This is a genomic window from Streptomyces sp. NPDC002055 (genome assembly GCF_040296705.1).
In the GTDB taxonomy this organism is placed as follows: Bacteria; Actinomycetota; Actinomycetes; order Streptomycetales; family Streptomycetaceae; genus Streptomyces.
The window spans coordinates 102,068-123,189 of record NZ_JBEOXS010000021.1; the positions used below are offsets into that span (position 1 = coordinate 102,068).

The following is a 21,122-nucleotide window of genomic DNA, read 5'->3' on the forward strand; positions in this document are numbered from 1 at the left end:
CCGCAGGCCTCCTGCGGACGGCCGAACCTCCTCGGACCGCCGAATCTCGTCGGACCGCCGAGCCTTCTCGGACCGCCGAATCTCGTCGGACCGCCGGTCTGCTACGGACCGCCGGTCTGCTGCGGACCGCCGGTCTGCTGCGAACCGTCGGCCTCATCCCGTCCGCCCGCGCAGCCAGGCGGGCGCCAGCCGTGTCGCGCCGACGAACGCCCCTTCCACACCCAGGGCGAGCAGGGCCACGAGCACCGCGCCCGCGATGACCTGCGGGGTGCTGGCGAGGCTGAAGCCGGCGGTGATGATCCGCCCCAGTCCGCCGCCTCCGGCGAGGGCGGCGATGGTGGCGGTGGCGACGAGCTGGACGGCCGCGACGCGCACACCGGTGAGCACCAGCGGCATGGCCAGGGGCAGTTCGACGTTCCACAGCAGCTGGCGGCCGGTCATTCCCATGGCCCGGGCCGCCTCGACGATGTCCGGGTCGGCTCCCCGCACACCGACGTAGGCGTTGGTGAGCAGCGGCGGAACGGCGAACAGCACCAGGGCGATCATCGTGGGCCCTTCCCCGTACCGGCCGACCGGGCTCAGCAGGAGCAGCACCAGCACGGCGAACGTGGGAACGGCCCGGCCCACGTTGGAGACGTTGACCGCGAGCACGCCGCCGCGGCCGAGGTGTCCCAGGACGACGGCGACCGGCAGCGCGATGAGGCAGCTGACGAGCAGACAGACCGCGGTGAGCCAGGCGTGTTCGGCGAGCCGGCTGCCGATGCCGTCCGCTCCGGCCCAGTGCGCGGGGTCGGTGAGCCAACGTGCCGCCTGCGCCGTGGTGTTCACCGGGCCGCCCGGTGCCGCTGCCAGGGGGTGAGCAGCCGCTGCACGCCGAGCAGCAGCAGGTCGGCGCCGACGGCGAGGGCGACGCAGAGCGCGGAGGCGGTGAGCACCTGGGCCTTGAAGTAGCTGTTCATGCCGGTGTTGATGAGGTTGCCGAGTCCGCCGTGGCCGACGACGGCCCCGAGGGTCGCGAGCGACACGGCGGACACGGTCGCGATCCGCACCCCGGCCATGACGGCCGGTACGGCGAGCGGCAGTTCGACGGCGAGCAGCAGGCGCAGCGGTCCGTAGCCGAGCCCGCGGGCCGCTTCCCGGACGTCCGCGGGGACGCCGTCGAGGCCCGTGAGGATGTTGCGGACGAGCAGGGTGAGCGAGTACAGCACCAGCCCGGCGACGACCACGGCCTCCGAGAGCCCGTACAGCGGCAGGAGCAGCGAGAACATGGCCAGCGAGGGAATGGTGTAGAGCACGGTGGTGACGCCGAGGACGGGCGGGGCGGCCCAGCGGCGGCGCCGGGCGAGGAGCGCCAGCGGGACGGCGAGGAGAAGGGCGAGTCCGACCGCTGCCGAGGTGATGCGGAGGTGTTCCAGGAGCGCGTCGAGGAGGACCTCGCGGCGGGTGCCGAGATACGCGCCGCAGATCCAGTCGTTGTGAGCGAGACAGTCGTCCGGGGTCGCGGTCACCTCCCCATTGCAGCCCGGGGGCCGCGCCGCCGCGCGTCCGGTTCGTCCGTTCGGGGCGCCAAGACGCACCAGTGCCCCATTGAACCGGACCTAGCCGCGGCGTTCCGCTTCCGGCACCCTCACCCCTTTACACACGCTGTCGACCTGTGTTCACTGGCCTGTTATTGACACAGCGTGTAGTTGTGCAGTTGTCTTTTGCAGCCTTGTTCGGAGTCCTGGGAGCCCCTTGTGATCGCCCATCGTGCCCAAGCTGTCGCTTTGAGCGGCTGCCTCGCCCTTGCGGCCCTGCCCCTGAGCGCCTGTGGCGCCCTGACGAAGGATGCCGTCGAGAGCAAGAACGCCTCGGTCGCCACCTCAGCCGAGGACGCGGGTGGGATGGAAGCCCTGGTCGCCGCGGCGAAGAAGGAGGGGCGACTGAACGCGGTCGCCATCCCGCGCGACTGGGCGAACTACGGCGACCTGATCGACGGCTTCGAGAAGAAGTACGGCATCACGGTGCACGTGGCCAACCCTGATGGGTCCAGCGAGGACGAAATCAAGGCGGTCAAGGCCAAGAAGGGCAAGAACCACACACCGGACATCCTCGATGTCGGCGGTTCCTTCGCCCGGGACGCGGCCCGGGAGGGCCTGCTCGCGACCTACAAGGTCGAGCCGTTCAACAAGATCCCGAAGACCCACAAGGACCCGCGGGCCCGCTGGTACAACGACTACGGCGGCTACATCTCGATCGGCTGCGACGCCAACCGGGTCGAGACCTGCCCGGAGTCGTTCGCCCAGCTGCTGCGGCCCGAGTACGCCGGGAAGGTCGCCATCAACGGCAATCCCAACAAGTCGGGCTCGGCCTTCGGGGTGGTGTACGCGGCGGCGCTGGCCAACAACGGCTCCTTCAACGACATCGAGCCCGGCCTGGACTACTTCCGGAAGCTCAAGAGCCGGGGCAACTTCAACCCCGTCGAGTCGACCCCAGCCACCGTCTCGAACGGCAAGACGCCCATCAGCGTCGACTGGGACTACCTGAACGCCGGTTACGCCGACCAGTTCCGTGACAAGGGCATGGACTGGCAGGTCTCCGTCCCGACCGACGGCGTCTTCGCCCAGTACTACACCCAGGCGATCAACAAGGAGGCCCCGCACCCGGCGGCCGCCCGCCTGTGGCAGGAGTACCTGTTCAGCGCCGAGGGCCAGAACCACCGGCTCGACGGCTATGCGCGCCCGGTCCTCATGGACGCCATGAAGGCGGACGGGACGCTGCACGAGATCGCCGCCGCCTGGCTGCCGGAGGTCGAAGGCGTGCCGCGGTTCCCGAGCGAGACGCAGACCGTCGAGGCCAAGAAGGTCGTGGCCCGCGGCTGGTCGCGCGCCATGTCCCGCTGAGGCATCGCGGCGGGAGCTGCTCGCGGCGGACGGCCGTCCGGACGGTCGCGGCGCGGACGGCCGTCCGGACGGTCGCGGCGCGGACGGCCGTCCGGACGGCGGCGGCGCGGATGGTCTTGGCGGCGGAGCGGTCTCGGCGGTGGTCCGGTGCGTCCGGGCCCCGGCCGGGGGCACGACGGCGCGCCCGCCTGCCGGGGTGTCGTGCGGATGCCGGTGGCCGCCGCCCTCCGGTCAGCCCGCGCCGTACACCGGCTCCGGGGGCCGGGCGTCGGCGAGCAGTCCCAGCGCCACGTCACCGGCCTCGGCGGGCGTCCAGCGCGCGCCCTTGTCGACGGTGGGGCCGGGCCGCCAGCCCTCCATCACGGTGATCCGGCCGGCTTCGGCCCCGAAGACCCGGCCCGTCACCCCGGCGGAGCCGGCCGAGCCCAGCCAGACGACGAGCGGGGAGACGTTCTCCGGGGCCATCGCGTCGAACGCGCCGTCACCCGGCGCCGCCATGGCCTCCTCGAAGGTCCGTTCGGTCATCCGGGTGCGGGCGGCGGGAGCGACGGCGTTGACCTGGATCCCGTAGCGGCCCATCTCGGCGGCGGCGACGAGGGTGAGGGCGACGATCCCGGCCTTGGCGGCGGAGTAGTTGCCCTGCCCGACGCTGCCGAGCAGTCCGGCGCCGGAGCTGGTGTTGATCACGCGGGCCTCGGGGGTGCGCCCCGCCTTCGCCTCCGCCCGCCAGTGCGCCGCCGCGTGCCGCAGGGGCAGGAAATGGCCCCTGAGATGGACGCGGACGACGGCGTCCCAGTCGTCCTCGTCCAGATTGACGAGCATCCGGTCCCGCAGGAATCCCGCGTTGTTGACCAGGGTGTCGAGGCGGCCGAAGGTGTCGAGCGCGGTGGTGACGAGCGAGGCGGCGCCTGTGGCGGTCGCGATGTCCCCCGTGTGGGCGACCGCCTCGCCGCCGGCGGCCCTGATCTCGTCCACGACGTGCTGGGCCGGACCGGACGAGCCTCCCGCGCCGTCCGGGCCGACGCCGAGGTCGTTCACGACCACGCGGGCGCCCTCGGCCGCGAAGGCCAGGGCGTGCGCCCGCCCGAGCCCACGCCCCGCCCCGGTCAGCACGACGACGCGCCCGCTGCAGATTCCGGTCATTCCGCACTCCTCCGTCGGCACTTCGGCTTCGATGGTCAGTGCTGTGCCGGCCGGCCCGTTGCCGGCCGGCGGTTTCCCTGCGAGTCCTGCGCCCGGGCCGCCGGTCTGCGCCCTCTGCCCGCCGCCCTCTGCCCACCGTCCTCTGCCCGCCGCCCGTAGGCCGTTCGCCCGGGCACCTGTCACGGCCGGCGGATCGTGCGGGACGCCACCGCGCGGTCCGGCTCACCGCGGGCGGGTCCGGTCGGCGGGGCGGGTCCGGTCGGCGCCGTCCGGGGGTGGACCGGACGCGGCTGCCGCGTCCAGGAACGCGGGGCGCTCCCCGCCCCCGTGGACGAGAAGGCTGGCCCCGGTGATGTACGCGGCGCGGTCGGAGGCGAGGAAGACGGCGGCGTCGCCGGCCTCGTCGGGTTCGGCCAGCCGGCCCAGCGGGACCGTCCGGCCGACGGCCGCCACCCCGGCGGCGTCCCCATAGTGCAGCCGGGAGAGCTCGGTGCGCACCATGCCGAGGACGAGGGTGTTGACGCGGATGTCCGGCGCCCACTCCACCGCCATCGAGCGGGCGAGGCTCTCCAGCCCTGCCTTGGCCGCGCCGTAGGCCGCCGTCCCCGGCGAGGGGCGGCCGCCGCTCACACTGCCGATCATGATCACCGACCCCGGTGTCCGGTGCTCCGTCATCACCGCGTGGGCGGCGAGGGAGGCGGTGAGGGCGCCGGTGAGGTTCAGTTCGACGACTCGGGCATGGCGTTCGGGCCCGGCGTCCGCGAGCAGCCGGTGGGGCGTGCCCCCGGCGTTGTTGACGAGGCAGTCCAGTCGGCCGTACCGGTCGGCGATCCCGGTGAAGAACGCCCCGACCGCCGGGGCGTCCCGCAGGTCCAGGGGGTGGAAGTCCGCCGTCCGCCCCGCCGCCGTGACCGGTTCGTCGGGCGGTCGCCGCGCTGCGGCCACCACCCGGGCACCGGCCCGCAGGAAGGCCCGCGCGATGCCCGCTCCGACCCCGCGGGTGCCGCCGGTGACCACGACCACGCGCCCCGCCAGGTCCAGTTCGATGCCCACCTCGCACCTCCCGCGGCGCGCCGACCGCTGCTACCGTCCCACCTAACAAACGTTTGGTGGAAAGGTAGCGGATTCGCTCATGGGTGTCTCCACCTCCGTCCCCGACGCGGGACTGGCCGTTGTCACCGTCGACTACCCGCCCGTCAACGCCCTGCCGGTACGGGGCTGGTACGAGCTGGCCGACGCGGTACGCGCCGCCGGCCGCGACCCGGCCGTGCGCTGTGTCGTCCTGACCGCCGCCGGGCGCGGCTTCAACGCGGGCGTCGACCTCAAGGAGATGCAGCGGGAGGAGGGCCACGGCGCGCTGCTGGGCGCCAACCGGGGCTGCTACGAGGCCTTCGCCGCGGTCTACGAGTGCGAGGTTCCGGTGGTGGCCGCCGTGGCGGGCTTCTGCCTGGGTGGCGGCATCGGTCTGGTCGGCAACGCGGACGCCGTCGTGGCGAGTGACGACGCGACGTTCGGGCTGCCCGAGCTGGACCGGGGCGCGCTCGGCGCGGCGACGCACCTCGCCCGGCTGGTGCCGCAGCACCTGATGCGCGCGCTGTACTTCACCTCGCGCACCGCCACCGCCGAGGAGCTGCACCGGCACGGCTCGGTCTGGGAGGTCGTCCCCCGCGAGCGGCTGCTGGACGCGGCGGTGGCGCTGGCCCGGGAGATCGCGGCGAAGGACGGCTACCTGCTGCGCCTGGCGAAGGCCGCGATCAACGGCATCGACCCCGTCGACGTGCGGCGCAGCTACCGCTTCGAGCAGGGGTTCACGTTCGAGGCGAACCTCAGCGGGGTGGCCGACCGGCACCGTGAGGCGTTCGTCACCCGCAAACCGGACCGTTCGCCTCCTTCCACGCCTACGGCGGCATCGGGAACTTCGGAAGGTGCGGCGCATTCCCCCCATTCCGCCAAGGAGGCGCGGTGAGCACCGACAAGACGATGACCGCCGAGGAGGCGGTCGGCCGGCTGGAGAGCGGGATGACGGTCGGCATCGGCGGCTGGGGGTCCCGGCGCAAGCCGATGGCCCTGGTGCGGGCGCTGCTGCGGTCCGGTGTCACCGACCTGACCGTGATCGCGTACGGCGGCCCGGACGTGGGGCTGCTGGCCGCGGCGGGCCGGATCCGGAAGCTGGTCACCGCGTTCGTGACGCTCGATTCGATCCCGCTGGAACCGCACTACCGGGCGGCGCGGGAGCGGGGCGCGTTCGAGCTGGTGGAGCTGGACGAGGCGATGTTCCAGTGGGGTCTGACCGCGGGCGCCCACCGGCTGCCGTTCATGCCGGTCCGGGCCGGGCTCGGTTCGGACGTCCTCCGGGTCAACCCGGCTCTGCGGACGGTCAGATCGCCGTACGAGGACGGGGAGGAGCTCGTCGCCGTTCCCGCCCTCCGCCCGGACGTCTCCCTGGTCCACCTCAACCGGGCCGACGCGCACGGCAACGGCCAGTATCTGGGCCCCGATCCGTACTTCGACGATCTCTTCTGTGCGGCGGCCCCGACCGCCTTCGTCTCGTGCGAGCGGATCGTGGACAGTGCGAAGCTGCTCGACGCGGGCGGTCCACAGACGCTGCTCATTCCCCGGAGCCATGTCACGGGGGTCATCGAAGCCCCGAACGGCGCGCACTTCACTTCATGCGCCCCCGACTACGACCGCGACGAGCCGTTCCAGCGGGCATACGCGGCCGCCGCCGCGGACCCGGCGGCCTGGCGGTCCTTCACCGACCGCTTCCTCTCCGGCGGTGAGCACGCCTACCGGGCCGCGGTGGCGGCATGGCAGGAGGAGCAGCGATGACGTCCGGACCGACGGTTCCCGGAACCGCGGCGGCGACCCGCGCCGAGTACTGCGTGGTGGCGTGCGCCGAGGCCTGGCGCGGTGCCGGGGAGATCCTGGCGAGCCCGATGGGCACGGTGCCGACGATCGCGGCCCGGCTGGCCCGGCTGACGTTCGCGCCCGATCTGCTGCTCACCGACGGGGAGGCGCTGCTCATCGGGGACGTCCCGGAACTGGGCGGCACGGCGCGGGTGGTGGAGGGCTGGCTGCCGTTCCACCGGCATCTGGCCATGGCCGCCGGGGGCAGGCGCCACGTGATGATGGGCGCCTCACAGCTCGACCGGCACGGCAACCAGAACATCGCGTGCATCGGTGACTGGGACCGCCCCGACCGGCAGCTGCTGGGCGTCCGCGGAGCCCCCGTCAACACCCTCAACCACGCGACGAGTTATTGGGTGCCCCGGCACTCCCGGCGGGTGTTCGTCGAGCGGGTCGACATGGTCTGCGGCGTGGGCTACGACCGGGCGGCGGCCGCGGGCCCGTCGGCCACCCGGTTCCATCACATCCCACGGGTCGTCAGTGACCTGGGGGTCTTCGACTTCGAGACCCCGGACCGGTCGATGCGGCTGGTCTCCGTGCACCCGGGGGTGACGGTCGACGATGTCGTGGCGGCCACGGCGTTCCCGCTGGCGGTCCCCCTGGCGGTCGCGTCCGATCCGGCGGATCCGTCCGGGTCGGCGGATCCGTCCCGGTCGGCGCACTCGTCCCGGGCGGCCGATCCGTCCGGGCGGGGGAATCCGTTCGGGCGGGGGGATCCGTTCGGGCGGGGGGATCGGTCGGAGTCGGGCGCGCCGTCCGGGCAGGGGGATGCCCAAGAGCCAGCGGATGCCCAGGAGTCGACCGCTCCGCCCGTGGTGCCGTTCACGCGTGAGCCGACCGAGGAGGAGCTCCGGCTGATCCGTGAGGTGATCGATCCGCGCGGGCTGCGCGACCGGGAGGTCCGCTCATGACGGCACCCGGACAGTCGGGGGACCTGGGCCAACCGCCTTTTGCTGGGCAGAAGTCGGGGACGGCATCGGTCACCCCACGCATCGACACCCCGCTCACCCGGCTGACCGGAGTCCGGCATCCGGTCGTCCAGACCGGGATGGGCTGGGTCGCCGGCCCCCGGCTCGTCTCGGCCACCGCGGCGGCCGGAGCACTGGGCATCCTCGGGTCGGCGACCATGACACCCGATCAGCTGCGCTCCGCGATATGCGAGGTGAAGGACCGCACGGACGCGCCGTTCGGGGTCAACCTCCGTGCCGACGCCGGAGACGCGGACGAACGGGTGCGGATCATCATCGACGAGGGCGTGCGGGTCGCCTCGTTCGCCCTCGCACCGTCCCGGGACCTGATCGCACGGCTGAAGGACGCGGGCGTGGTCGTCATTCCGTCCGTCGGCGCCCGCCGGCACGCGGAGAAGGTCGCCGCCTGGGGCGCCGACGTGGTGGTGGTCCAGGGCGGCGAGGGCGGCGGCCACACCGGCGAGGTGGCGACCACCGTCCTGCTGCCCCAGGTCGTCGACGCCGTCGACATCCCGGTGATCGCGGCGGGCGGCTTCTTCGACGGACGCGGCCTGGTCGCGGCCCTGGCCTACGGGGCGGCGGGCATCGCCATGGGCACCCGCTTCCTGCTCACCTCGGACAGCACCGTGCCCGACGCGGTGAAGGCCCGCTACCTGGCGGCGACGGTCCGGGACGTCACCGTCACCACGGCGGTCGACGGCCTGCCGCACCGGATGCTGCGCAGCGAACTCGTCGGCTCCCTGGAACGCTCCGGCCGCCTCGCAGCACTGCTCCGAGCCGTCCGGCACGCCGCGTCGCTCCGCGGGGTGTCCGGCCTGAGCTGGCCGCAGATGGTCCGGGACGGGCTGTCCCTGAAGCACGGCAAGGACTTGACGTGGAGTCAGGTGCTGCTCGCCGCCAACACCCCGATGCTGCTCAAGTCATCGATGGTGGACGGCCGCACGGACACCGGCGTGATGGCCTCCGGCCAGGTCGCGGGGCTCATCGAGGACCTGCCCTCGTGCGCGGAACTGGTGGACCGTGTCGTGCGGGAGGCGTGTGCGGTGCTGGATGGGCTGCCCGGCAGGGCCGAGCCTCGGCAGTGAGGACACTGATCACGGCGCCGTCCCGGCCCTCCCCTGCGGCCCAACATCCCAGTGTTGCCGACTGGAGTCTGCCGTCGGCACGTTCCTCGTGCCCACCACAAGGTTGACCTCAAGTTTCGTTGAGGTCATAGCGTGCGGAGTCCTATCGACGGTTGGCGACAGGAGATACCACGATGATTCTTGTGACCGGTGCGACCGGGAACATCGGAAGAGCCCTGCTACGGCAGTTGCAGGAGGCCGGGACTGCCCCTGTGCGGGCATTGACGCGCGATGCCACCCGTGCCGCACTGCCTCACGGAGTCGAGGCCGTTGAGGGCGATCTTGCCCGGACGGATTCGCTGAAGCCCGCGGTGGACGGGGTTCGCGCCCTGTTCCTCCTGCCGGGCCTGGGAGCTGACGCGGACCTCCTCACGCACGCCCGGCGGGCAGGGGTGGAACACGTCGTTCTCGTGTCGTCCATCACCGTGCACACCCATCCGCATCTGCCTGCCGCACACATGAATCTGGAGGCGGAGTCGCTGGTCAAAGCCAGCGGGCTCGCCTGGACGATTCTGCGACCGACACAGTTCGCCTCGAACGCTCTGTGGTGGGCGGAATCGATTCGGGAGAGCCGATCGGTCCGGGTGCCGTACGCGGACGTCGGGCTTCCCGCCATCCACCCGGCCGACATTGCGGCGGTGGCCCGGGAAGCGTTGACCGAACCGGGCCACCACGGACGGACGTATGCGCTGACCGGGCCCGAACGGATCTCCCCACGGGAGCAGATCGCAGCCGTTGGCACGGTACTGGGCGAAGAGGTGTCCCTCGACGAGATCAGTCGCCACGAGGCCCACCAGCAGATGACGCCGTTCCTGGGCGACGAGACCGCGGATGCCGTGCTCGATCTGATGGGCGGGGAAACGACGAGCTGCTCAAGGTGCGCGACACGGTGTCGCAGCTCACCGGATCTCCCGCTCGGTCGTTCCAGCAGTGGGCGACGGAGAACGCCGCCGCATTCCGCTGACGAGAACAACCCTGCCCTGCTCCCTCATGCCTCGCCATCCCCATGAGGAGAGGACACAACGGCCCAGACCACCTTGCCCACCCCGTCTCGCCCACTGACCCCCCATGAGTCGGTCAGCGTCGCGACCAGCGCCAGTCCTCGACCGTCCACCGCGTCAGCGGTGAGCACTCGCGGAGTCGGAAGTTCTTCGGATGCGTCGTGAACCTCAATCCGCACGGCATCCGCTTGGCGTTGGAATCGAGTCTCGACCTGCCGTCCCCCTGGCGTTCGGGCATGGCACACGGCGTGACTCAGTCCGCCGCATCCCCCACCGTCCGAGCCACCCAGCCGAGGTACCCCGAGGCGCCCGCGGCCACGGGTACCGCGACGACTTCCGGGTTCTTCCATGGGTGGTTGGCCAGAAGGTGCGCTTCGAGGTCGGGGTAGCGGTCAGACGTGGTTCTGAACAGGAGCTGCCATTCCTCGCCCTCACCGAACTCTCCCAGGTGCCAGAAGAGCGACGTCACCGGGCCGACCACCTGGGCACCCGCTGCCAGTCGGGCCTCTGTCGCGCCCTTGCCCAGCGCCACGGCCGCCTCGCGGCTCTCCGTTGCTGTGTAGACCATCACGCAGTCAGCCATGCTTCGAGCGTATCGATGCCGGAGCGTATCGATACCGGGGTGGCGTCTGCCGTGGATGAGCAGGCACCACCCCGCACCGTTCGCGACGCCCCGTAGGCCGGTGATCCGCGGCGGCCCGTCAGAGACGTTCGACGGCCGTCGGGCCAAGGACGCTCGATGACCGTCGCGTCAGAGACGTTCGATGATCGTCACGTTCGCCTGGCCGCCGCCCTCGCACATCGTCTGGAGGCCGAACCGTCCGCCGGTGCGCTCCAGTTCGTTCAGGAGGGTGGTCATCAGCTTGGTGCCGGTGGCGCCCAGGGGGTGGCCCAGGGCGATGGCGCCGCCGTTGACGTTGGTCCGCTCCGGGTCGGCGCCCGTCTCCTTCAGCCAGGCCAGGACCACGGGCGCGAAGGCCTCGTTGATCTCCACCAGGTCGATGTCGTCCAGGGTGAGCCCGGTCTTCTTGAGGGCGAACGCCGTCGCGGGGATCGGGGCGGTGAGCATCCGGAGCGGGTCCTCGCCGCGTACGGACAGGTGGTGGACGCGGGCGCGCGGGGTGAGGCCGTGGTCCCGTACCGCCTGGTCGCTCGCGATGAGGATCGCCGAGGCGCCGTCGGAGACCTGGGAGGAGACCGCGGCGGTCAGCCGGCCGCCCTCGACCAGGGGTTTCAGGGCCGCCATCTTCTCCAGTGAAGTGTCGCGCCGGGGGCCCTCGTCCGCCGTCACACCGCGGCAGGGCACCAGTTCGCGGTCGAAGCGCCCCTCGTCGATGGCGCGGACGGCCCGCCGGTGGGAGCGGAGGGCGAACTCCTCCATGTCCTGTCGGGAGATGTTCCACTTGGCGGCGATCGTCTCGGCGCCGAGGAACTGGCTGACCGGGCGGTCGCCGTATCGGGCCCGCCAGCCCTCGGAGCCGGCGAACGGGCCCTCGGTGAGCCCGAGCGGCTCGGTGGCCTGGCGGCTGGCGTAGGCGATGGGCACCTGGGACATGTTCTGCACGCCGCCCGCGACCACCAGGTCCTGGGTGCCCGACAGCACGCCCTGCGCCGCGAAGTGCAGCGCCTGCTGGGACGAGCCGCACTGCCGGTCCACCGTCACGCCCGGCACCTCCTCGGGCAGGCCCGCGGCCAGCCAGGCGGTGCGCGCGATGTCGCCGGCCTGCGGTCCGACCGTGTCGAGGCAGCCGAAGACCACGTCCTCGACGGCGGCCGGGTCGATCCCGGTGCGCTCCATCAGCGCCGTCAGCACATGGGCACCCAGGTCGGCCGGATGCACGGCGGAGAGTCCGCCCCCGCGCCGGCCGACCGGGGTCCGTACGGCGTCGACGATGTAGGCCTCGGCCATGGCTGCTGCTCCTTCGTCGTCAGGGCTGCTGTCCGGGCCCGGGGCCCGGGTCAGGTCTGCTGGTCGCTCCCCAGGGCGATGCCGTCCAGCACCATCGAGAGGTACTGCCGGGCGATCTCCTCGGGGCTGTGCAGGCCGCCCGGCCGGTACCAGGACGCGGCGACCCAGACGGTGTCGCGCACGAAGCGGTAGGTGAGCCGGACGTCGAGATCGGCGCGGAAGGCCCGGGCCGCGACGCCGCGTTCCAGCGTCCCGAGCCAGGCCTTCTCGAACTTCCGCTGCGAGTCGGCGAGATAGCCGAACCGCGGCTGGTCGGCGAGGTGCCGGGCCTCCTTCTGGTAGATCGCGACGGCGGCGCGGTGCCGGTCGATCTCCCGGAAGGACTCGGTGACGAGGGCCTCGATGGTCTCCCGGGGGCCGAGCCCGGCTTCGAGTACAGCGTCGTACCCGGCCCACAGCTCGTTCAGGAAGGTGGAGAGGATCTCGTCGAGCATCGACTCCTTGGAGTCGAAGTGGTAGTAGAGGCTGCCCGCGAGCATCCCCGCCTCGTCGGCGATCCGGCGGACGGTGGTGGCGTTGTAGCCCTGGGCGGCGAACACCTCGGCCGCGGTGTCCAGGAGCTGCCGGCGCCGCTCCGGTGAGGCGTTCACCGCGGTCGCCCGTCCGGCGCCGCGCGCCCCGGCGCTCCCGCTGCCGCGCGCGCTCGTCCCCGCGCCGCTGGTCCGTGCACCGCTGGTCTGTGCACCGCCGGTCCGCCCGCCGCTGCGTGCGGTGGTCTGCCCGCCGCCGCGGGCGCTGGTCTCCTCGCCGCCGCGGGTACTGCTCTTCCCGCCACCGCGGGCGCTGGTCTTCTCGCCGCTGTGCGGCCCACTGCTCTTCGGCACACCTTCATTGTCGTCTCACGCCCGCTGGCTGCTGACCGGCACGGTCTCGCCGGTCATGTACGAGGAGTAGTCGCTCGCCAGGAAGACGATCACGTTGGCGACCTCCCAGGGCTCGGCCCAGCGGCCGAACGCCTCGCGCTCGGTGAGCTCGGCGAGCAGCTCGGGCGTGGTGACCTTCACCAGGTGCGGGTGCATGGCGAGGCTCGGGGAGACGGCGTTGACCCGCACGCCGTGGTCGGCCGCCTCCACGGCCGCGCAGCGGGTCAGGGCCATGACACCGGCCTTGGCGGCGGCGTAGTGGGCCTGGCCGCGTTGGGCGCGCCAGCCGACGACGGAGGCGTTGTTGACGACGACACCGCCGCGCCCGGCCGCCCGCATCCGGCGCAGGGCGGCGCGGGTGCAGCGGAAGGTGCCGTTCAGGGTGACGTCGAGGACCCGGTCCCACTGCTCGTCGGTCATCTCGGTGAGTTCGGCGGTGCCGCCGAGCCCGGCGTTGTTGACCATGGTGTCGAGGTGCCCGTGCCGCTCCTCGGCGAGGTCGAGCAGGGCGGCGACCTGGGCTTCGTCGGTGACGTCGCAGGCCAGTCCGGCGACCCGGTCGGTGCCGAATTCCGCGCCGAGGGCGTCGGCGGTCGCGGCGAGCCGGCGGGCGTGGGCGTCGCCGATGACGATCCGGGCGCCCTCCTCCAGGAACCTGCGCGCGGTGGCCCCGCCGATCCCGGCGCCCGCGGCGGCGGTGATCACGGCCGTGCGCCCCTCCAGCAGCCGGTGGCCCGGTACGTAGGCGGGCGGGGTCGCGGGGGTCATGACCGTTACGCTAACCTACCAAACACTTGTTAGGGAAGGAGTGTTGGTGGACATCGCCTTCTCCGCCGCGGAGAACGCCTTCCGCGCCGAGGCCCGCGCCTGGCTCGCCGCCCATGTGCCCGCCGCTCCGCTGCCCTCCCTGGAGACGGAGAAGGGCTTCGCCGCCCACCGGGAGTGGGAGCGCACCCTGTTCGCAGACCGCTGGTCGGTCGTCACCTGGCCCGAGGAGTACGGCGGCCGGGGCGCTTCGGTGACCGAGTGGCTGATCTTCGAGGAGGAGTACTACGCGGCCGGGGCCCCGGGACGGGTCGGGCAGAACGGCGTCAGCCTGCTCGCCCCCACGCTCTTCGCGTACGGCACCGAGGAGCAGCGGGCCCGGATCCTGCCGGCGATGGCGAGCGGCGAGGTGATCTGGGCCCAGGCCTGGTCGGAGCCGGAGGCCGGATCGGACCTGGCGTCGCTGCGGGCCACGGCGGCGCGGGTCGCGGGCGGGCGGCGGCTGGACGGGCAGAAGACCTGGTCGTCGCGGGCGGCGTTCGCGGACCGCGCCTTCGGGCTGTTCCGCAGCGACCCGGCGGCGGGCCGGCCGCACCGGGGGCTGACGTATCTGATGTTCCCGCTGGACGCGCCCGGGGTGACCGTCCGGCCCATCGGCCGGCTGGACGGCAAGCCCGCCTTCGCCGAACTCTTCCTCGACGGCGTCCTCGTGCCGGACGAGGACGTGATCGGCACGCCCGGCCAGGGCTGGCAGATCGCCATGAGCACCGCAGGGAACGAGCGCGGGCTGACGCTGCGCAGCCCCGGCCGGTTCACGGCCGCCGCGGCCCGGCTGGTGGAGCTGTGGCGGGAGCGGGCGGACCCGGCGGACACCGCGCTGCGCGACCGGGTCGCCGACGCGGTGATCGGCGCCCGCGCCTACCAGCTCTTCACCTACGCCGCCGCCTCACGGCTGGCCGCGGGCGAGACGATCGGCAGCGAGTCGAGCCTCAACAAGGTGTTCTGGTCGGGGCTGGATCTGGCGCTGCACGAGACGGCGCTCGACCTGCTCGGGCCGGAGGGCGAGCTGTCGGACGAGGCCGGGGAGGCACCGGCGCACGGCGGGTGGGCCGAGGGCTATGTCTTCTCGCTCGCGGGGCCGCTGTACGCGGGCACCAACGAGATCCAGCGCGACATCATCGCCGAGCGGCTGCTCGGCCTGCCGAAGGGACGACGGTGAGGTTCCTCCTCGACGACGCCCGGAACGACTTCGACCGCACCCTGGACCGGATGCTGCGCGGCAGCGGGACCCCGGTGGCGGTACGCGCCTGGGCCGCGGGCGACCACCGGGCGGGCGGCGCGCTGTGGTCGCGGCTCGGTGAGGCGGGGGTCTTCGGGCTGGCCGTTCCCGCGGAGTACGGCGGCTCGGGCCGGCTGCCGGTGGAACTGGCCGTGGCGTTCGTGCAGTTGGGGCGGCACGCGGTGCCGGGCCCGGTGGTCGAAACAGTGGCGGCCGCGGTACTCCTCGGGCTGCTCGCCGAGGACGGGCGGCCCGGACCGGCCGCGGGCCGGCGGCCGGACACCGGCTCGGCGAAGCTGTCGGGCTCCGTCTCGACGAAGCCGCTGGGCACCGGCTCGGCGAGGCTCCCGGGCAGCGTCTCGGCGCGGCTGCCGGGCACCGTCTCGGCGAAGCTGTCGGGGATCGCGTCCGGGGAGGCCCGGGTGACGCTCTGCGCGCCCGGGGGCGGGCCGTACGCCCTGGACGCCGACAGCTCCGACGCCACGTTCGTCGTCGACGGCGACGTGCTGAGCCTGGCGACCGGCCACGGGCCGGTGCAGCCGTCGCTCGATCCCGCCCGGCGGCTGGCCCGGCCGGCTGCGGGCGAGCCGCTGGCGAGCGGCCCGGCGGTGCGGGAAGCCGCCGCGCGGGCCGCGCAGTGGGCCTCGTTCGCCACCGCCGCCCAGGCACTGGGCACCGGGCTCGCGCTGGTGGAGCGCACCGTGACCTATGTGAAGCAGCGGCATCAGTTCGGCAGCGCGGTCGGTTCCTTCCAGGCGGTGAAGCACCGGCTGGCCGACGCGCTGATCGCCCTGGAGTTCGCCCGCCCGCTGCTGCACGGCGCGGCCGTGGCGCTGGCCGCGGAGGCACCGGGCAGCGCCGCGGAGGTGGCGGCGGCGAAGGTGAGCGCGGGCGAAGCCGCGTACGCCGCCGCGCGGACCGCGCTCCAACTGCACGGGGCGATCGGCTACACCGACGAGTTCGAGCTGTCGCTGTGGATCCGTAAGGCCCGCGCGCTGCGCACCGCGTGGGGCACGCCCGCGGACTGCCGGGCGGCCGTGGTGCGCGGGGCCGCGGCGGGCGGCTTCGCCGTTCCCGCTCCGGGACCCGGCTCGGCGGGTGCTCATGAGTCCGGCTCGGCGGGAGCGCGGGAGCCCGGCTCGGCGGAGGGTCGAGAGTCCGGCTCGGCGGGTGCCGCGGCGACCGCGCCGGTGGGCCGGTAGTTACTCGTCGCCTCGTCGCCGCTTGCCCGGCGGCCCGCTGCCCCTCTCGTCACCTTTTCCCGGCGGGCGCAGTACGCTCCATGGCATGCCTCTGCTCGTGCGACGCCGCCACGTCGATCTGCTGCGCGTCACGAGCATGTCCTGTCGCCGCACCGGCTGATCTCCTCCGGCCCCTGCCCCGCGCCGTTCGACCCGCCCGCGCCGCACCACGGCGCGCTGCCCGTCCCGCGCGGGGTGGCCGTGCTCCACCCTTCCCGACCACCGCCCCGGTCCCGTGCTGCGCCGGCAACCCCGGTCTGTCGCGGTCCGCCCCGGCCACCGCCGGTGCCACCGGGCCCACACCCCGCGGATCACCCATGTCGCTTCAGCTTCCCGTCATCGACCTGTCGGCCGCCGACCGCGGCCCCGTCTCCCGTGCGCGGCTGCACGCCGACCTGCACGCGGCCGCCCATGACGTCGGCTTCTTCCAACTGACCGGCCACGGCGTCACCCCGGCCGAGACGGCCGCTCTGACCGGCGCCGTCCGGTCCTTCTTCGCTCTCCCCGAGGCCGACCGGCTGGTGGTCTCCAACCTCGGCTCACCCCACTTCCGGGGCTACACCCGGACCGGCGACGAGCACACCGGCGGCTCCCGGGACTGGCGCGACCAGCTCGACATCGGCGCCGAGCGCCCGGCCCATGTCCCCGCCCCCGACGAGCCCGGCTACTGGTGGCTGGAGGGCCCCAACCAGTGGCCGGACGCCCTGCCCGAGCTGCGGACCGCGGCCCTCGGCTGGATCGACCGGCTCAGCGGGGTCGCGGCCCGGCTGCTGCACGAGCTGCTGGCCGCCATCGGGGCACCGCCCGGCTTCTACGACGACGCCTTCGGGGACCGGCCGCATCTGCACCTGAAGATGGTGCGGTATCCGGGCCGGGCGCCCGACGGCGCGGACCAGGGCGTCGGCGCCCACAAGGACTACGGCTTCCTCACCCTGCTGCTCCAGGACGACATCGGCGGGCTGCAGGTGGAGCGGGCGGACGGCCGGTTCCACGAGGTGCCGCCGCTGCCGGGCGCGTTCGTGGTCAACCTGGGAGAGCTGCTGGAGGTGGCCACGAACGGCTATCTGAAGGCCACCAACCACCGGGTGGTGAGCCCGCCCGGGAACCGGGAGCGCTTCTCCGTGCCGTTCTTCTACAACCCGCGGCTGGACGCGCGGATCGACCCGCTGCCGTTCCCGCACGCCCACAGCGCGCCGGGCGTCACCCGGGACCCGGCGAACCCGCTGTTCGCGGAGTTCGGCCGCAACGAGCTGAAGGGCTGGCTCCGCGCCCATCCCCGGGTCGCCCGCCGCCATCACGCCGGCCTGCTGGAGGAACTGTCCTCGGCGGGGGCGCAGAAGATCGGCGCCTGAGACCGGATGATCCGCGGTGCGGCGGACGAGCGCGCGACCGGCTCGTCCGCCGCGCCATGGCCGCTGTGTGCGGCCTCGCCGACACCCCCCTGCCGGTGACCGCCGCGAGGGCGGGCACCTGAGCCGTCGGCGTACTCCTGCGCGGGACGGCCGGCCGTCCCGCGCAGGAGCGCTGACAGCACGACAGCCCCGGCCGCGACGGTCCCGTCGGCGTCCTGGGCACCGGATCCGTTTCGAGGGTGACGTCCCGGTGTCGTGCTGTCGCGCCTTCATGTGACGCGCGTGCTACGGATGAGGCGCGTGCTACTTGATCCTGAACTTCCAGATGTGGAGCGGCCTGTTCGGGTACGAGATGTCATTCCACCGGTTCACATCCACAACGGCGCCGTTGAAGTCGTACATCGTGATGTCGTTGTTTCCCGTAGAAACCCGGTCGACCCATCCGTCGATCTTGTAGACGCCGGCGTTGGCCCAGCAGCTCTCTCCGTTGTGGCGGCTACCGTGCGACCAGATCTTCAGAAAGTTCTCACCGTCGCGGCAGGGTACCTGCTCTGCCGCAGCACTGCCGGACGGCCCGATCAGGGTGAACATGCCGGCTGCGGCCAGTCCCGTGGCCAGAATGCGGGCCGCTTTCATCTTTCCGGAAACCATCACTTCTCCTGTCCGAATCAGCACCCCGTGCAACCGTCATGACGCAGCACGGAGTGGTGTTGCTGTTCTGGTGTGGGCGCCGCGGCTTCAGGACCACCGGGCGCTCGCCGAAAGGGATTTCAGCACTCTCCCCTCGATCCGCCGCACGTCGCGCCGCTGTTCGGAACCGTGCCGCGGTCGGCTCCGTCAACCGTAGAAAGAGCGCCGCCGCCAACGCTTGGACGCCGGCGCCAGCTCGATGGAACATCAGCGCCACGAAGGAGAGCGGGGAAACATGACTACGGCCGACAAGCCTGAAAAGGCAGTGGAGTTCGCGATGCACATCACCGCCCCGAAGACCCCGGAGGAAGGCTTCGACAGCTTTCGGCGCGGCTGGGAGGCGCAGACGGGTGCGGAATATCCCGCTCCCGCCTTCATACCGGGCCGTGCCGGGGAATTCGAAATCAGCGCTCGCGCCGTCACGGTGCTCGACTCGGTCATCGCCGATGTGCCCAGCACCTCGCTGCTGGGGACCTTGCGCGGCGTGCCCTTATGCGAGGACAACCGCGTCATGGTGCATGTGGTGCGGCGCAACACCTGGCGGTTCGACCGGCGCGGCGTGGACCGACTGACCGTCCCGGCCGGGCGGTTCCTGGTGCACCGCAGCGGCCCGCCCGTGCACGAGACGGCACGCGACACCGCGGCAAAGGTGCTCATCCTGCCGGCCTCGGCCGTCGGACCGCTCAGGGGCGACCGGCTGATCACCGGAGCGGCCGACGCCCCGGAGATGCGGATGCTCCTCGCACACGTCCGGATGATCGACGAGACGCTCACGGAGCTGACTCCGGCCGGGCTGCACGCCGCTCGCAACACACTGATCGAGCTGGTCGGCGGCGTGGCGGCCGGGCGGTCCGACGGTGCCGAGCCCCGGCTGGCCGGCGCCATGGTGCGCGCGGTGAAGGACCTCATAGACCACCGGCTGACCGACCCCGCCCTCTCCCCGGCGACGCTGGCCCGCGCCCTCAACATCTCCGTGCGCACCCTGCACCGGGCGTTCGCGACTGCCGCCGCGGACCACGCGAACATCAGAGGCGGCGCCGGCGCCGGCAGGGCGGACACGGTCGCCGGGTACATCCGCGACCGCCGGCTCGAACAGGCACGGTCGGCCCTGCGCGCACCGGCCTGCCGGCCGAGCGTCACGGAGGTCGCCGCTCGCTGGCAGTTCTCCGACAGCAGCCACTTCATCCGGGCCTTCAAGAGCCGGTACGGCCGGACGCCGGCCGCGTACGCCCGCGACCGCGACCACGACCACGACCACGCGGAGCCTCCCGCGGAGTGACTCCTCACGTCGCGGGCCGTCGCGCGGTACTGTTCGTTCGAACGGTTCAGCGATGGAGACGAGGTGTGGCCCGGTGTCCCGATCCCTGCCCCAAGGACTTGCCGAGCAAGCCCGCGCCCTCGCCCGGGGCGAGGTGTCGTCCCGGGAGCTGGTCGAGCGGTCCCTCGCCCGGATCGAGGCCGCACAGCCCACGCTGAACGCCTTCCGCCGGATCCGGGCCGAGGCCGCGCTCGCCGAGGCCGACGCCGCCGACCGCAGGCTCGCCGCCGGTGAACGCGCCCCGCTGCTGGGTGTGCCGGTCGCCGTGAAGGACGACATGGACGTCGCGGGCGAGCCGACGGCGTTCGGCTGCCCCGGCGAGTTCCCGGTGAAGGCCGAGGACGGGGAGGCCGCACGGCGGCTGCGGGCGGCCGGGGCCGTGATCGTCGGCAAGACCAACACCCCCGAGCTCGGGCAGTGGCCGTTCACCGAGGGGCCGGCGTTCGGGGACACCCGCAATCCGTGGAACACCGGGCACACGCCCGGCGGTTCGTCCGGCGGTACGGCTGCCGCCGTCGCGGCCGGGCTGGTCCCGGCGGCGCTGGGGTCGGACGGCGCGGGCTCGGTCCGGATCCCTGCGGCCTGGACGCATCTGGTCGGGATCAAGCCGCAGCGCGGACGCATCTCCACCTGGCCGGAGGCCGAGGCGTTCAACGGGATCACCGGCATCGGCCCGCTGGCCCGTACGGTGGCGGACGCCGCACTGCTGCTGGACGTGACGAGCGGCAGCCACCCCGGCGACCGCCATCAGCCGCCCGCGGTCTCCGTGCTGCCCGCGGCGGAGCGGGAGCCGAGGCGGCTGCGCATCGCGCTGTCGTACCGGACCGCGTTCACCGGCACCCCCAAGTCGCTGCACCCCGAGGTGCGGTCCGCGGTCGCCGGCATCGCGGAGCGGCTGGCCGCCCTGGGCCACGAGGTCCTCGAGGAGGACCCCCGCTACGGTCCGGTCGGGCTGACCTTCGTGCCCCGGGCGACGGCCGGGGTCCGGGAGTGGGCGGCGCGCGTCCCGGACCCGGCGCTGCTGGATCCGCGGACGCGCAGTGCGGCGCGGCTCGGACGGCTGCTGGGCGGGGGCCCGCTGCGGCTGGCCCGGTCCGCCGAGGCCCGGCTGCACGCCAGGGTGGGGGAGATCTTCCACCGTTTCGATGCCGTGCTCACCCCCACCACGGCGACGCCGCCCCCGGCGATCGGGGCGATGGCCTCGCTGTCGGGCTGGCACACCGACCGGACGATGATCGGGCACTGCCCGTACGCATGGCCGTGGAATGTGCTGGGGTGGCCGGGGATCAGCGTCCCCGCCGGGTTCACCGGGGACGGTCTGCCGGTGGGCGCGCAACTGCTGGGGCCGGCGAACAGTGAACCGCTACTGGTCTCCTTGGCGGCTCAACTGGAGGCGGATCAGCGGTGGTACGAGCGGTGGCCGAGTCTTGCCGGACTGGGGGGCGAGGCGCTGGTGGAGCGACGGCCGGAGGCGGGGTCGGTGGGGTAGTGGCGGTGGCGTAGGGGCGGTGGCGTCAGGCGGGGAGCGTGGTGGGGTGCGGGGGCGGGGCCTCCGGGGTGGGGGTTCCGGAACGTATATTTACGGCCCTGGGGGCCACAAATACACGGAAGCTTCCGGAA

20 protein-coding genes and 1 pseudogene are annotated in these 21,122 nt (G+C 73.1%); 11 read left to right on the forward strand and 10 right to left on the reverse strand.

Annotated elements, in window-relative coordinates; translation table 11 throughout:
* Positions 1–153 precede the first annotated feature (153 nt).
* Both ABT112_RS15740 and ABT112_RS15745 read right to left on the reverse strand, forming a co-directional pair.
* A complete protein-coding gene (locus ABT112_RS15740) occupies positions 154–828 on the reverse strand; it encodes an ABC transporter permease (RefSeq protein WP_351509755.1) in 675 nt (224 codons plus the stop codon).
* On the reverse strand, positions 825–1,508 hold the full coding sequence (locus ABT112_RS15745; RefSeq protein ID WP_351509757.1) for an ABC transporter permease: 684 nt from the start codon (positions 1,506–1,508) through the stop codon (positions 825–827). The genes ABT112_RS15740 and ABT112_RS15745 overlap by 4 nt, the downstream gene beginning before the upstream one ends.
* 258 nt (positions 1,509–1,766) lie before the next feature.
* Between ABT112_RS15745 and ABT112_RS15750 the strand changes: the two genes are divergently transcribed.
* Positions 1,767–2,882 (forward strand): ABC transporter substrate-binding protein, encoded by a 1,116-nt coding sequence (locus tag ABT112_RS15750; protein ID WP_351509759.1) that lies wholly within the window; start codon positions 1,767–1,769, stop codon positions 2,880–2,882.
* Positions 2,883–3,113: 231 nt separating this feature from the next.
* Here ABT112_RS15750 and ABT112_RS15755 read toward each other — a convergent pair whose 3' ends face one another.
* Together ABT112_RS15755 and ABT112_RS15760 are read right to left on the reverse strand one after the other, a co-directional pair.
* Entirely contained in the window at positions 3,114–4,025 is a 912-nt protein-coding gene (locus tag ABT112_RS15755; RefSeq protein ID WP_351509761.1) for an SDR family oxidoreductase, read from the reverse strand.
* Positions 4,026–4,247: 222 nt separating this feature from the next.
* Entirely contained in the window at positions 4,248–5,078 is an 831-nt protein-coding gene (locus ABT112_RS15760) for an SDR family oxidoreductase (RefSeq protein WP_351509764.1), read from the reverse strand.
* A 79-nt stretch (positions 5,079–5,157) separates the two neighbouring features.
* On the opposite strand from ABT112_RS15760, the gene ABT112_RS15765 reads away from it, so the two are divergent.
* From ABT112_RS15765 to ABT112_RS15785, 5 genes and pseudogenes are all read left to right on the forward strand, one after another.
* A complete protein-coding gene (locus tag ABT112_RS15765) occupies positions 5,158–5,991 on the forward strand; it encodes an enoyl-CoA hydratase family protein (RefSeq protein WP_351509766.1) in 834 nt (277 codons plus the stop codon).
* A gap of 14 nt (positions 5,992–6,005) precedes the next feature.
* On the forward strand, positions 6,006–6,854 hold the full coding sequence (locus ABT112_RS15770) for a CoA transferase subunit A (protein ID WP_351509802.1): 849 nt from the start codon (positions 6,006–6,008) through the stop codon (positions 6,852–6,854).
* Positions 6,851–7,843 (forward strand): CoA-transferase subunit beta, encoded by a 993-nt coding sequence (locus tag ABT112_RS15775; RefSeq protein WP_351509768.1) that lies wholly within the window; start codon positions 6,851–6,853, stop codon positions 7,841–7,843. Before ABT112_RS15770 ends, ABT112_RS15775 begins: the two co-directional genes overlap by 4 nt.
* An 80-nt stretch (positions 7,844–7,923) precedes the next feature.
* Complete coding sequence (locus ABT112_RS15780; RefSeq protein WP_502975352.1) at positions 7,924–8,985, forward strand: NAD(P)H-dependent flavin oxidoreductase; 1,062 nt, start codon at positions 7,924–7,926, stop codon at positions 8,983–8,985.
* Positions 8,986–9,158: 173 nt separating this feature from the next.
* Positions 9,159–9,988, forward strand: a pseudogene (locus ABT112_RS15785) (SDR family oxidoreductase).
* Positions 9,989–10,012: 24 nt separating this feature from the next.
* Here the strand turns inward: ABT112_RS15785 and ABT112_RS15790 are convergent.
* From ABT112_RS15790 to ABT112_RS15810, 5 genes are all read right to left on the reverse strand, one after another.
* Positions 10,013–10,375 (reverse strand): ATP-binding protein, encoded by a 363-nt coding sequence (locus ABT112_RS15790; protein WP_351509772.1) that lies wholly within the window; start codon positions 10,373–10,375, stop codon positions 10,013–10,015.
* Positions 10,279–10,608, reverse strand: coding sequence for a divalent-cation tolerance protein CutA (gene cutA, locus ABT112_RS15795; protein ID WP_351509774.1), 330 nt, complete (start codon positions 10,606–10,608; stop codon positions 10,279–10,281). Before cutA ends, ABT112_RS15790 begins: the two co-directional genes overlap by 97 nt.
* Before the next feature lie 168 nt (positions 10,609–10,776).
* Complete coding sequence (locus tag ABT112_RS15800) at positions 10,777–11,934, reverse strand: acetyl-CoA C-acetyltransferase (protein WP_351509776.1); 1,158 nt, start codon at positions 11,932–11,934, stop codon at positions 10,777–10,779.
* A 50-nt stretch (positions 11,935–11,984) separates the two neighbouring features.
* Positions 11,985–12,584, reverse strand: a complete 600-nt coding sequence (locus tag ABT112_RS15805) for a TetR/AcrR family transcriptional regulator (protein WP_351509804.1) — start codon at positions 12,582–12,584, stop codon at positions 11,985–11,987.
* A 249-nt stretch (positions 12,585–12,833) separates the two neighbouring features.
* Positions 12,834–13,625: an SDR family oxidoreductase gene (locus ABT112_RS15810; protein WP_351509778.1), complete on the reverse strand. Its 792-nt coding sequence runs from the start codon at positions 13,623–13,625 to the stop codon at positions 12,834–12,836.
* Between the two features lie 46 nt (positions 13,626–13,671).
* Here ABT112_RS15810 and ABT112_RS15815 point away from each other — a divergent pair, with 46 nt between their 5' ends.
* From ABT112_RS15815 to ABT112_RS15825, 3 genes are all read left to right on the forward strand, one after another.
* The gene (locus tag ABT112_RS15815) at positions 13,672–14,841 is read left to right on the forward strand and encodes an acyl-CoA dehydrogenase family protein (protein WP_351509780.1); all 1,170 of its coding nucleotides are present in this window, start codon (positions 13,672–13,674) and stop codon (positions 14,839–14,841) included.
* Positions 14,838–16,103, forward strand: a complete 1,266-nt coding sequence (locus ABT112_RS15820) for an acyl-CoA dehydrogenase family protein (RefSeq protein WP_351509782.1) — start codon at positions 14,838–14,840, stop codon at positions 16,101–16,103. The genes ABT112_RS15815 and ABT112_RS15820 overlap by 4 nt, the downstream gene beginning before the upstream one ends.
* A gap of 356 nt (positions 16,104–16,459) precedes the next feature.
* Positions 16,460–17,494, forward strand: a complete 1,035-nt coding sequence (locus tag ABT112_RS15825; RefSeq protein ID WP_351509784.1) for an isopenicillin N synthase family dioxygenase — start codon at positions 16,460–16,462, stop codon at positions 17,492–17,494.
* Positions 17,495–17,797: 303 nt separating this feature from the next.
* Here the strand turns inward: ABT112_RS15825 and ABT112_RS15830 are convergent, their stop codons facing one another.
* Entirely contained in the window at positions 17,798–18,145 is a 348-nt protein-coding gene (locus tag ABT112_RS15830) for a beta/gamma crystallin domain-containing protein (RefSeq protein WP_351509786.1), read from the reverse strand.
* 274 nt (positions 18,146–18,419) lie between these two features.
* On the opposite strand from ABT112_RS15830, the gene ABT112_RS15835 reads away from it, so the two are divergent.
* Both ABT112_RS15835 and ABT112_RS15840 read left to right on the forward strand, forming a co-directional pair.
* Positions 18,420–19,463 carry a helix-turn-helix domain-containing protein gene (locus ABT112_RS15835; RefSeq protein WP_351509787.1) on the forward strand — a complete coding sequence of 348 codons (1,044 nt, stop codon included), beginning with the start codon at positions 18,420–18,422 and terminating at the stop codon, positions 19,461–19,463.
* Positions 19,464–19,515: 52 nt separating this feature from the next.
* Positions 19,516–20,991, forward strand: a complete 1,476-nt coding sequence (locus ABT112_RS15840) for an amidase (RefSeq protein WP_351509788.1) — start codon at positions 19,516–19,518, stop codon at positions 20,989–20,991.
* The last annotated feature ends 131 nt before the right edge of the window (positions 20,992–21,122 follow it).